This is a genomic window from Microcystis aeruginosa NIES-4325, from assembly GCF_008974145.1.
GTDB lineage: Bacteria > Cyanobacteriota > Cyanobacteriia > Cyanobacteriales > Microcystaceae > Microcystis > Microcystis aeruginosa_G.
Genome location: NZ_BJKP01000056.1, coordinates 1 through 11,300 on the forward strand (window position 1 = coordinate 1; position 11,300 = coordinate 11,300).

Genomic DNA, 11,300 nt, shown 5'->3' on the forward strand with positions numbered 1-11,300 from the left:
TTCATTGGCAGAAATGGCTTGATATTGTCCCTCAATTAGTCTAAATCCTTGTAATTCTAAGGTATTAGGATCGAACCAAAAATAATTAGGAGTACGAAAAGTATTTTGATAGAGAATTTTCTTTTTATTGCGATCGATATTAGCGGTGGATGGGGAGAGAATTTCCACGATCACATTGGGATATTTACCCCCTTCCCCCCAGACTACCCAACTTTTACGCGGATGTTTTTCCGTATCCAAGACTACAAAAAAATCAGGACCACAAAAATCACGTTTTTTTAGTTGTTCTTCGTTATAGTAGATGGTAAGATTGCCCGAAGCATAGTAATTACTTCTTTCTTGCCATAACCTTTCTAAACAACCGATCAGAATTGTAATTTGTTGCAGATGTAAATCACTTTCCAAAGGTGGTTCATCACTCCATAAATCGGTGGGGGGACAGGTAACTTCCGGTAAAATGTCGAGAGTTGTCATAGTTTTTCCCCGTTACACTAGCTTTGTTTAATTATAACTGTTACGCTGTTAAATATTTAAATTGCTTGTTGAGATCAGGCAAGAGGCAAGAGGCAAAAGTACGGTCATAGAAAACTAATTTTTGGCTGAATCACGAGTAAAACTGTAGATAATTTGGGTAGCTAATTGTGGTAATTGTGAGAAATCTTCATCGGACATTTTTTGACGATCGAGTTTCATTTGTAATCCCGTCATCGAATCGTCTCCGTCGGAAATTAAAAATTCTAAGCGTTGAATTTCCGACCAATCTTTAACATCATTTAATATCTTGTCAATAACCAAAAGGTAGGGATGAGAAGGATTTTTATACCAATTACTGCTGACACCCTGACGAATATCTAAACCTAAATGTACGATCAAAGGGGCGCGATCAAAAAGGGCATTAGCTACCGGTCGGGTTTCTTCTTGGAGAGATAATTGATTAGCGCGACTTAACTGCCGTAATTTCTCTAATTGATGATATCTTTGCGAAATTGATGGCGGATTTTCCCCCCAACTGAGAGCGATGGTGACTAGATAGGTTTGTAAGAATAGATGTCCTAACTTTTCCGCTTTTGTGGCCAGATAATTGGAATTATAATCATTAGCCTCGATCAGCAAAGGTACTCGCTCGACTATTTCCAAACCATAGCCTTTTAATCCAGCAATTTTACGGGGATTATTGGTAATTAAACGAATATTTCTCACCCCCAAATCGTTGAGCATTTGCGCTCCCATGCCGTAATCGCGTAAATCGGCGGGAAATCCTAACCTTTCGTTAGCTTCCACCGTATCTAGTCCCATATCCTGTAAAGAATAGGCTTTTAGCTTATTAATTAAGCCAATTCCCCTTCCTTCCTGTCGCAGGTAAACTACCACCCCTAAACCGTTGTTTTCAATCATTTTTAGGGCACTTTGTAACTGTTGCCGACAATCGCAACGCAAGGATCCCAAAGCATCCCCAGTCAGGCATTCTGAGTGCATTCGTACCATTACAGGTTGATCACCAAAGAGAGCGGGATCGCCTTTCACAATAGCGATATGTTCGGTTTGATCTAATAAATTTCGGTAGGCATAAAGCTGAAAAGTGCCGAATTGACTGGGAAAATCACAGACTGTTTCCCGATGGACAAAGCGATCGTGTTTTAAGCGATAACTGATCAGATCGGCAATGCTAATTAACTTGAGATTATGTTGACGAGCGTATTCAAATAGTTGCGGTAAACGGGCCATGGAACCGTCGGGATTTTGGATCTCACAGATAACTCCCGCCGGATACAACCCGGCTAATCGAGCTAGATCCACGGCTGCCTCCGTATGACCGGCACGTTTTAAGACTCCACCGGCTTTAGCACGAATCGGGAAGACATGACCGGGACGGGTGAGATCGTCGGGACGAGTGACCGGATTAAGGGCAACTTGCACGGTTTTCGCCCGATCTTCTGCCGAAATGCCAGTTTTAACCCCTAAATGGGGAGCAGCATCGATGCTAACAGTAAAAGCGGTTTGATTGCTATCGGTGTTTTTTGTCACCATCAAAGGCAATTCGAGAGCATCAAGACGCTCTCCCGTCATTGCCAGACAGATTAAACCGCGAGCTTGCACTGCCATGAAGTTAATCAGATCGGGGGTGGCAAATTGGGCTGCACAGATTAGATCTCCTTCATTTTCGCGATTCTCATCATCAACTACTACAATAGCCCGTCCGGCTTTGATTTCCGCTAAGGCAGTATCGATAGAGTCAAAAGCGATGGAAGTGACAGTCACAGGCATTAAAACGATAGAACTATTTTCATTCTACAGGTTTGCTCGATCTGCTGAGGGTCAATTTCTACAAGTTCCCTAGAAAGAAGTCCCCCAGTCAACCTGATGGCTGCCGGGGGAACTTTTAGCTATCTTAAGCTAGAAAATTAGTTCAAACTAGCGGGGGTGATGCTGGCAACTTTGCCACCGAGACGGTTGATCTGTTGCAGGGTGTTATTTAACTGTTCAAAGGGGACAATAACCGCTTTGCTACTGCGACGGACACGGGGATAACCCGGTTTGCTAATAGCGGCAATTTCCACGCGATAGAGCTTACCCACATCACCATAGGCCACACTACCACCAAGAGCTTTACTGGGGGTGTTGCGTTGACCAGAGGGACGATAGGCCCAACCATCGCTGCCACCGGAGGGACCGACTACTGCCGAAGCACCATTTTGGGCTAATTCCACCGCTAAACGGGAAGTTTTGCCAGCAATCTGAGAGCGATCGCTGTTGGCATAACCGCGATAGAGTTGGAACATCCGGGTAAATCCCACGGTTTTTTGACCGGGTTGGGTGGCAAAACCACGATAGTAGGGAACGATGCTATCGCCGAAGTTTTCCGTATATTCGGCGGAATCGATATAGGAGTCGATATCGGCCTCGAATCCTTTGTTTTCATAGAGATCGAGGTGATAGACCACTTCCGACTCATCGTAGGGAGCGCGACCTAAAAGATGTTTGATATTAAGTTCGATGACGCGGGTTTGGAAGTTACCGTAGAAGAATTTGTTCTTATACAGTTCCGATTTGGCCACGGCGCGGACGAATTCCCGCACGGTGATCGAACCGTTGCAGAGTAAGGATTCGGCACTGGTAAGGCGCTCGGAACGCATGATATAGTCATTGCCTAGCACCTGACGATAGACGGCGCGAATAACCGCCTGTGCGTCGTCACGGGACCAATCGGGACGTAATTCCACGGGAGCAACCTCGCTAAAAGCGGTTGTCCCTAAACGGGAAGCTGAGGTAGTAATTGCCACTAAAGTTCTCCTACAAAAAAATGATCATTTTCTGACCGCTCAAAACTAGGGGAGGATCAGTTCGATTACCTGGCCGCCTGACGGTTGATTTCTGGCTCGGTGGAGCGTCATTCGAAGCGGGGGGAACCTTTGTCGGGTTCAAATCCCAGTCTTGGGGCCGCCATCAAGCTAGTTATGGATATAACAAGGTCTGGAAGAACAGGTGATTGCTAACCCTTTTGCTAACAACCTCCTGTCTTTCCAGACCAGCAGTTTTTTCGATTGGACTAGCTGAGAGCGTTGATAGCGTAGTCGATATAGGAGTTGGCTTCCACCGCAGGGTCGCCACTTAAACCATGGTTGGCTTTGATGTATTTGAGAGCTTCGATGTACCAGCTAGGAGACAGGTCGAAGGTGCGGTTGATTTCGTCGATACCAGCGATGAGGTACTCGTCCATCGGACCGGTTCCACCAGCAACTAAGCAGTAGGTCACCATGCGGAGGTAGTAACCGATGTCACGAGCGCATTTGTCTTTACCGCGTTGGTCTGCCGCAAAGTTAGCCCCTTGCATTTGGGTGGTGTAGGGGTACTTGTTGTACACGGCTTGAGCGGCACCGGAGATCAAAGAACTAGCTTTTTCGGTTAAAGCTTTAGCAGCGGTGAGGCTAGCAGAAGCTTGACGAAAACGACCGAAAGCTACTTGGATTTCGGTGCTGCTTAAGAAACGGCCTTGAGAATCAGCGGCTGCTACGGCTTCGGTAAGGGGGGTTTTCATTGTTTGGTATCTCCCAATAATCTTGCAATAAGTTTCCTACGGTTTAATTGAGACTAGCCCTGGGGACTAGGCGACAGCAGCGGCGGCGCGGTCGAAGTAGCTGGCAATTTCAGACATTAAAGCACTGCAATCGCCGGGGGTGACACCGTTGCGATCGTTAGCGATGGACAAAGCAGCTTCTTTCATTTTGCTTACGCCAGCAGCTACGGAAGCTCCAGGTACTCCTAAAGCTACATAGGTTTCGCGAAGACCATTTAAGCAACGATCATCGAGAACACTGCCGTCGCCAGCGAAGGTGGCGTAGGTAACATAGCGCAAGATGATTTCCATGTCGCGTAGGCAAGCGGCCATACGACGGCTGGTGTAGGCATTACCACCGGGGGTGATCAGTTGGGGCTGTTCAGCGAACAGGCTACGAGCGGCGTTGGCAACGATGGTGGAAGCGTTACTGGTGATCCGGTTAACGGAGTCCATCCGTTTGTTGCTGTCGGCAACCATGGCGCTGAGAGCGTCTAGTTGCGAAGAGCTTAAATATTCGCCACGAGCATCAGCTTGGGATACTACCCGGGTGAATGCGTCAAACATTGTGACAATCTCCTAAATTTAAATGGAATTTGCTTGCAATTAAAAGGTTTTCCCTCTTAAGGGATTTCACGATGAGTCGGGACGAGCCTTGACCGTGATTGTTGCGATTTACTTCAAGAAACCTGAAAAAACTTCATGGCTCTCTCATAAACCACTTAAGGAGGTTAAACAAGTATCCAGCTTAACTTTTGTCTGTTATCTTGGCCCCTCAAATTAAATTTATACACTGCTGTCGAAACTTTGTTTGTTACATCTTATTAAGTTTTTTGCTGTCTTTTTGTAACAGTCACTTAACAATAACTCGATCAAGTTTGTTATCAATTCCTGACATAGCTCAAAGCCTCTCACCGTCTGGACATCAGAGACAGCAAGGCTTTAAGGGTATAAAGGGCAGCAAGACAAGAAATTTAAGTTTTTTTTAATATTTCTCCGCTTTCCCTTCCCCTATTACGCAAGGATTGCCCTTTCCAGCACTGAAATCACGATGAAGTTTTGTAAAGAAGCGTTTGGGGTGTGGGGAGTGGGGAACTGGGGGAATTCCAACTAACACCCTAAAACCCTAACACCCTAAAACCCTGTCTGCTGCCGACCGCCTCCTGCCGACCGCCTCCTGACGTTAAACTAGAAAATGGTGATCAAAAAATCTAGCCGCCTGAACCTGATGATTTCCTCGTTTCCCGTTCCCAATAGCTTAAATTGCGCTCAAATTCGCCTTGCTATTCGTTGCCTGCAGCCGCAATTGGTCCACTGGCGTCGACAAATACACCAAAAACCAGAACTAGGGTTTCAAGAACATCTCACCGCCTCCTTAATCAGTCAAACCCTGACTAAATACGGAATTGACCATCAAACTGGCATCGCCGGCACCGGAATTGTCGCCACCATCGAAGGCAGTCAACCGGGGCCAGTTTTGGCCCTGCGGGCCGATATGGATGCACTACCGATCGCCGAAGACAACCAAGTCCCCTATCGTTCCCAACATCCAGGCCAAATGCACGCCTGTGGTCACGATGGTCACACAGCGATCGCACTCGGCACAGCAGTTTACCTAGCACAAAACTGTCACGATGTCAAGGGTATCGTAAAAATTATTTTCCAACCCGCCGAAGAGGGGCCGGGGGGGGCGAAACCGATGATCGAAGCGGGAGTGCTGAAAAATCCCGACGTGGATGGAATTATCGGGCTACATCTCTGGAATAATCTGCCTTTAGGGACAGTGGGCGTGAAAAATGGGGCCTTAATGGCAGCGGTGGAATGTTTCGATCTCCAGATTCAAGGCCGGGGCGGCCACGGGGCAATTCCCCATCAAACCGTCGATTCACTACTGGTGGCGGCCCAAATCGTCAACGCCATGCAAACTATCGTCGCCCGCAACCTTAACCCCCTTGATGCCGCCGTAGTGACTGTGGGTAAATTAGTGGCGGGAACCGCTAGAAACGTGATCGCCGATAGTGCTAATCTCAGTGGGACGGTGCGCTATTTCAATCCCCAGTTAGGGGGCTATTTCCGACAACGGATGGAAGAAATTATCGCGGGCATCTGTCAAAGTCAGGGGGCTAGTTATCAATTCGATTACTGGCAATTGTATCCCCCGGTAATCAATCATGATCGGATGGCGGAATTAGTGCGCTCAATCGCCGCACAAGTGGTGGAAACCCCAGCCGGAATCGTTCCCGAATGTCAAACCATGGGAGGGGAAGATATGTCCTTCTTTTTACAGGAAGTACCGGGCTGTTATTTCTTCTTGGGGTCTGCCAATCCCGAATTAGGATTAGCCTATCCCCATCATCATCCCCGCTTTGATTTTGATGAATCAGTCTTAGGGATGGGAGTCGAGATTTTTGTCCGTTGCGTCGAAAAATTCTGTAACTCGAAGACTTTCTAGAAATCCGTTCAAGGTGAACAGTTTTTATCAAACCCGAAACCGCTAAACTGGTCACTGAATCAGACAAGTAAAAAAACCCATGAACAATAATACCCACGAAAACGATGCCCAACGGGTGAAAATCCTCAGCGAAGCCCTACCCTATATTCAAGAATTTCGCGGTCGTACCGTAGTGGTTAAATACGGTGGCGCGGCCATGAATAACAGCGCTATCAAAGACACGGTCATGCGAGATATCGTTTTTCTCTCCTGTGTGGGGGTTTGTCCCGTTATTGTCCACGGCGGCGGTCCAGAAATCAATAGTTGGCTGGATAAATTAGGTATTGAACCCCAATTTAAAGACGGTTTACGCGTCACCGATGCCGCCACCATGGATGTGGTAGAAATGGTGCTGGTGGGGCGCGTCAATAAAGAAATTGTTGCCCTGATCAATCAAGCTGGCGGTAAAGCAGTAGGATTATGCGGGAAGGATGGTAATCTGATCACCGCCCGTCCCGTCGGTAAAGAGGGCATTGGTTTTGTTGGAGAAGTCAGCAGTGTCGATACTAGCGTCGTCGAATCCTTGGTCAATAGTGGCTATATTCCCGTGATTTCCAGTGTGGCCGCCGATGAAACTGGCCAAGCTCATAATATCAATGCCGATACGGTAGCCGGAGAAATAGCGGCGGCTTTAGGGGCAGCTAAACTAATTTTGATGACCGATACAGCTGGAATTTTAGAGAATTACCAGGATCCTTCCACTTTATTGGCTAAATTGGATATCCAACAGGCCCGGGAGTTGATTCAAAAAGGCATCGTTGCCGGCGGGATGATTCCCAAAGTTGGCTGCTGCGTGCGATCGCTAGCCCAAGGAGTTCAGGCCGCTCACATTATCGATGGTCGTCTTCCCCACGCTCTTTTACTGGAAATTTTCACCGATCGAGGCATCGGTTCCATGATTGTGGCCTCCGGTTATACTAATCTATAGTGGTAATTACCGTACTTTTGCTCAAAAAGACTTGCCTAAAACCAGATATCCGGTGTACAACTAAATTAACAAGTGCGCTTCTCGCTCCTTTGTAATGGCAAAAGTTTTAGTCTTGAGTTAGTTTAGTCGGGAAGCGCAAAATCCGAAGTTTTCATAGCAATTGAATTTATGACCAAACAAGCTGTAGCTCACCCGATGGTGAAGTTTCAACGCAAGGTTAGCAAGTGGATAGATGCAAAAGTAGTCAAACCTAGCGATAGTATCTGGAAACTGGCTCTTTTATACGGAGATGAGTGGACATACTGGAAGCAAGAGTTACTCGATTTCGGTTTCTCTATGCAAGACCCTCTCAGCGAAGTGGTAGCGGTAGAAGCTTGGGACGAAGAATAAGCCACCATCGACTCAAAAGCGGCTTTCTACTAGGACTATCGCCATGGGATCGACTCCGATTATCCTTTCCGCTCTGGTTATCTTAACCTTAAGTGCCAGTTGTTCTCCCCGGATCGAAACCCAACCACTGCCACCGGCGGCCCGTACTACCACCGTCAACGTCACCACGGCTAAACTGGCAACCAGCGGAGGCAATCTCGATTACACGGGAACTACCCGACCTTTGAAAGTGGTTTCTCTGCGATCGCAAGCCACCGGGCAGTTACTCAATCTCCTCGTTGATGTGGGGGATGAGGTGCAATTAGGACAAATCCTCGCTCATGTTGATGATCGTCTCCTCGCGACCGTTGTCCGGCAAGAAAAAGCCGCCCTGTCGGCCCTAGAAGCAGAATTAGCTCGGGCGAGAATTGAAGTCAGTAACGCTGAAATTGAAGTGCAGCGCCTACAACTGCAATACCAACAGGCCAAAAATGATGCTGATCGCCTGCAAAAATTAGCCCTAGAAGGCGCGATTCCCCTACAACAGGCCGAAACAGCCCAAACTACGGCAGCAGTAGCTTTAAAAGCCGTTAATAGCGGGCGATCGAGAATTAAAGTCGAGGAGCAGGTGGTGGCGGCAATTATCGGCAGAATTGCCGCCCAAAAATCGGTCATCGCTCAGGAACAACAACGTCAGGCCTACGCTATTCTTAAATCACCGGCGACGGGGATAGTTACCGAAAAACTGAAAGAGCCAGGGGATTTAGTCAGTATCGGCGATGAAGTCCTCAAAATTGGTGATTTTCAGCAGGTCAAGGTAGTAGTATTATTATCGGAATTGGATTTAAAAACGATTAATTTAGGACAAACGGTTAATGTCAGCCTTGATGCTTTCGGTGAGAGAAATTTTTCCGGTCGTATCACGAGGATTTTCCCCCTCAGCCAAGGCACGGCCCGGCGGATTCCCGTGGAGATTACTCTACCCAATGGGGATGGTTTAATTAAAGGGGGATTATTAGCCCGGGTGCGGTTTAATAATAATTCTGCCCCTCAGGTGATTGTTCCCGAAACAGCAATTGTCAGTCAAGGGGAATCCCCAGCCATTTTCGTCCTTTCCGAGTCTAACTCGCAAGTGGAAAAACGTCCCGTTCGTCTCGGTCAAGCGCTCGACGGTCAAGTAGAAATTCTCACTGGACTTGAACCGGGGGAGCGTTTCGTCGTCAATAGTAGTAAACCTTTGCAAAATGGTGAAAAAGTCCGCGTCAGTGTCCTGAGTAATCCTTGATTACTCAGGGGTTGGCGGCTTTTGCTGTGATCTGTAAACAGTAAACAGCAATCAGTAGGGGGTGGGGTGTGGGGAAATGGGGAAGTGGAGCATTTGGCTGAAATTTCCCTAAACCCCTAAACCCCTAAATCCCTATCACCCTATCTCCTCACTCCTCACTCCTGTCTCCTAACAGTTTTTAAATATTTTTCCACATCAGCAAAGAGCGAGTTTGAAAGCCGAGATTTTGGTAGAGATTGAGAGCATTGTCGTTATTGATGAAGACTTGTAAACCGATGCGGGTTTGTCCGCGACTTTTTGCCCAATCCTTAGCTCGATCGATTAGTGCGCTGGCGATACCTTGGCGACGATGCTGGGGATCGACGTAAATTAAGAAAATATGACCATAGCGATCGCCTGTCACCTGATCGACGGCACTTCCCATCCAGAGACAAGCGATCGCCTTTTGTTGTTCTTCGACGATCCACAGGGGAGTATCGAGGCCAAAAAACTGTCTGACTGTATCAGCTAGATGGGAGAGGTTTTTTTGTTCGGGAAAAAATTCTTCATAGGTGCGGGTGAGAAAATTAATTAGTAGATAGCGATCGCTGGTTTTTCCCAGTCGCAGCTGATAATTTTCAGGAAGGTTAGCCATGCCAAGGATAATAGAAAATTATGCTCACGGATGGCTCGATCGGAGCGGGTGCCGCTAAATCTGCCGGTAGAAAAATCCGGACGCTGGTGGCAACCAGCGCAACTAAAAACACGAAGATAGTCAGGAGCGGAGCGATATATTGCCGAAAAAAAGCCATAATTATTTGATCTCTAAACTGCTGTTCTTTCTATTTTAAGGATTGCCAGTGGAGATATCAGCAATTTTTTTCCTAAAAATTCGCCCAAAAAAAGTGACCGGCATACCGATCACCAGAAACCGACAACTAGACTATGACTCAACACCGATTAAATCTAACGAAGGTGCAAATAGGCCGCCTCTGCTTCTAATTGACGCACTAAAGCGTCATTTCCCTGCGCTCTAGCTACTTCCAGTCGGTGTTGCAAATTTCTGCGGAGTGTTTCTCTATGAGCGACGGCGGCTTGTGTTAGGACTTGCTGACGATTTTTGTTCATGATGGACAGACTTTTGAGCGACTTAACTTACCTTATATCTAAATAATAACATTCTCCTTGGTAAACTGTATCTTTAGTTACTGAATTTAGAGTTAAGATTTATTAAAAATGTCGGGTGAAGACCCTCCTATCCATTAGTCACATCTTTCTTAACATAAAATTTGACAAAAAGAGAAAAGTGCGCAAGATGGCTCAAGAGGGTTCTATGGGGGGACTAATTTGATCAGATAGTTTCGCCGTGAGACTTCAGACGTTCGGCGAGACTTCAGCGTGAGCTTTTGTCGAACGCTCAGTCGAGCGGACGGTGAGCCTGTCGAACGCTCAGTCGAACCGCTTGTCGAACCGCCGCTCACTAACACGAACGCTCAGCCGAACGGCAAAAGGGGGAATAAATAATGGCTCTCCTAGACTGGTTATAGCAAATTAGTAGTTTATAGCGTTTCCTGTTTGCAAGAGGTACATTACTGGTGATTAAAAGCTTAATCAACGAAGGTTTAACTGTGCCACATAGGTGTGAGAAACGCTATAGATGAGTCTAGCTTTTTCTTGTTCGATTATTTCTCTGACCATTTCTCCGAGATGAATCTTGGCGTTATCCATGCTCAGACAGTCTCCTTCTTTAATTTTTGGCAGCACTTCCTTCAGAATAAAGCCTTCAAATGTTACCGCATCTACTGCACCGTATATATTGACTGATGCGACAACTTCTTCTAAGCTTATAGCACTAATTATTGAAATATTTCTCCCTCTTTTTTGTGGTTTTCTTCCCCGATCTCTTTGGCCAATTAAGGCTCTAGCATAGAGTCTCAAAAGGGCTAAATTTACCCCCGATTCATCGATAAAAATTAGTTTTGATGCCTCAATTTCCCGCACTTGGGACCAGTATTCTACTCTTTTTTGCTGTACCCTGTCACTTTCTTTTTCCCCCGCGTGTAGTGTTTTTTTTTGAAACTGTAATTGAGTTTTTGCGTAAGCCGCCCTAGGGTAGCTCTACTGACTTTCACCTGTGTCTTTTCATACAGTAAGTCCGATAATTCTTCGAGAGTTGCATCATTGTTAGCTTCGA

At 46.7% G+C, this 11,300-nt stretch carries 12 protein-coding genes and 1 pseudogene; 4 read left to right on the top strand and 9 right to left on the bottom strand.

Annotated elements, in window-relative coordinates; translation table 11 throughout:
* From MiAbW_RS18140 to MiAbW_RS18160, 5 genes are all read right to left on the bottom strand, one after another.
* Positions 1-474, bottom strand: a 474-nt coding sequence (locus MiAbW_RS18140) for a Uma2 family endonuclease (RefSeq protein ID WP_151697236.1), incomplete at its 3' end; no start/stop codon positions are given.
* A 114-nt stretch (positions 475-588) separates the two neighbouring features.
* Positions 589-2,265, bottom strand: a complete 1,677-nt coding sequence (gene ribBA, locus MiAbW_RS18145; protein ID WP_151697237.1) for a bifunctional 3,4-dihydroxy-2-butanone-4-phosphate synthase/GTP cyclohydrolase II — start codon at positions 2,263-2,265, stop codon at positions 589-591.
* A gap of 137 nt (positions 2,266-2,402) precedes the next feature.
* Entirely contained in the window at positions 2,403-3,281 is an 879-nt protein-coding gene (locus MiAbW_RS18150) for a phycobilisome linker polypeptide (RefSeq protein WP_151697238.1), read from the bottom strand.
* A 266-nt stretch (positions 3,282-3,547) separates the two neighbouring features.
* On the bottom strand, positions 3,548-4,036 hold the full coding sequence (gene cpcA, locus MiAbW_RS18155; protein ID WP_008205508.1) for a phycocyanin subunit alpha: 489 nt from the start codon (positions 4,034-4,036) through the stop codon (positions 3,548-3,550).
* Between the two features lie 66 nt (positions 4,037-4,102).
* Positions 4,103-4,621 (bottom strand): phycocyanin subunit beta, encoded by a 519-nt coding sequence (locus tag MiAbW_RS18160; RefSeq protein WP_004268967.1) that lies wholly within the window; start codon positions 4,619-4,621, stop codon positions 4,103-4,105.
* Between the two features lie 661 nt (positions 4,622-5,282).
* Between MiAbW_RS18160 and MiAbW_RS18165 the strand changes: the two genes are divergently transcribed.
* The 4 genes from MiAbW_RS18165 to MiAbW_RS18180 all read left to right on the top strand — a co-directional run bounded on the left by MiAbW_RS18165 (position 5,283) and on the right by MiAbW_RS18180 (position 9,127).
* Complete coding sequence (locus MiAbW_RS18165) at positions 5,283-6,506, top strand: M20 family metallopeptidase (protein ID WP_151697242.1); 1,224 nt, start codon at positions 5,283-5,285, stop codon at positions 6,504-6,506.
* A 79-nt stretch (positions 6,507-6,585) separates the two neighbouring features.
* On the top strand, positions 6,586-7,473 hold the full coding sequence (gene argB / locus MiAbW_RS18170) for an acetylglutamate kinase (RefSeq protein WP_151697239.1): 888 nt from the start codon (positions 6,586-6,588) through the stop codon (positions 7,471-7,473).
* Between the two features lie 168 nt (positions 7,474-7,641).
* Positions 7,642-7,863: a DUF4327 family protein gene (locus MiAbW_RS18175; protein WP_002771755.1), complete on the top strand. Its 222-nt coding sequence runs from the start codon at positions 7,642-7,644 to the stop codon at positions 7,861-7,863.
* Positions 7,864-7,906: 43 nt separating this feature from the next.
* Complete coding sequence (locus MiAbW_RS18180) at positions 7,907-9,127, top strand: efflux RND transporter periplasmic adaptor subunit (RefSeq protein WP_151697240.1); 1,221 nt, start codon at positions 7,907-7,909, stop codon at positions 9,125-9,127.
* Positions 9,128-9,305: 178 nt separating this feature from the next.
* Here the strand turns inward: MiAbW_RS18180 and MiAbW_RS18185 are convergent, their stop codons facing one another.
* The 4 genes and pseudogenes from MiAbW_RS18185 to MiAbW_RS18190 form a co-directional block, all read right to left on the bottom strand.
* Positions 9,306-9,761, bottom strand: coding sequence for a GNAT family N-acetyltransferase (locus MiAbW_RS18185; RefSeq protein WP_151697241.1), 456 nt, complete (start codon positions 9,759-9,761; stop codon positions 9,306-9,308).
* Positions 9,754-9,918, bottom strand: coding sequence for a hypothetical protein (locus MiAbW_RS19655; protein WP_172967395.1), 165 nt, complete (start codon positions 9,916-9,918; stop codon positions 9,754-9,756). The genes MiAbW_RS18185 and MiAbW_RS19655 overlap by 8 nt, the downstream gene beginning before the upstream one ends.
* Before the next feature lie 154 nt (positions 9,919-10,072).
* Positions 10,073-10,234, bottom strand: a complete 162-nt coding sequence (pirA, locus tag MiAbW_RS19660; RefSeq protein WP_172967396.1) for an arginine synthesis PII-interacting regulator PirA — start codon at positions 10,232-10,234, stop codon at positions 10,073-10,075.
* Between the two features lie 525 nt (positions 10,235-10,759).
* Positions 10,760-11,300: pseudogene (locus MiAbW_RS18190) on the bottom strand (transposase); the annotation flags it as partial.

Coding starts and splice junctions, on each gene's coding strand:
- cpcA (WP_008205508.1), bottom strand. CDS start 4,036: ATGAAAACCCCCCTTACCGAAGCCGTAGCAGCCGCTGATTCTCAAGGC.
- MiAbW_RS18180 (WP_151697240.1), top strand. CDS start 7,907: ATGGGATCGACTCCGATTATCCTTTCCGCTCTGGTTATCTTAACCTTA.
- pirA (WP_172967396.1), bottom strand. CDS start 10,234: ATGAACAAAAATCGTCAGCAAGTCCTAACACAAGCCGCCGTCGCTCAT.
- argB (WP_151697239.1), top strand. CDS start 6,586: ATGAACAATAATACCCACGAAAACGATGCCCAACGGGTGAAAATCCTC.
- MiAbW_RS18175 (WP_002771755.1), top strand. CDS start 7,642: ATGACCAAACAAGCTGTAGCTCACCCGATGGTGAAGTTTCAACGCAAG.
- MiAbW_RS18165 (WP_151697242.1), top strand. CDS start 5,283: ATGATTTCCTCGTTTCCCGTTCCCAATAGCTTAAATTGCGCTCAAATT.
- ribBA (WP_151697237.1), bottom strand. CDS start 2,265: ATGCCTGTGACTGTCACTTCCATCGCTTTTGACTCTATCGATACTGCC.
- MiAbW_RS18160 (WP_004268967.1), bottom strand. CDS start 4,621: ATGTTTGACGCATTCACCCGGGTAGTATCCCAAGCTGATGCTCGTGGC.
- MiAbW_RS19655 (WP_172967395.1), bottom strand. CDS start 9,918: ATGGCTTTTTTTCGGCAATATATCGCTCCGCTCCTGACTATCTTCGTG.
- MiAbW_RS18185 (WP_151697241.1), bottom strand. CDS start 9,761: ATGGCTAACCTTCCTGAAAATTATCAGCTGCGACTGGGAAAAACCAGC.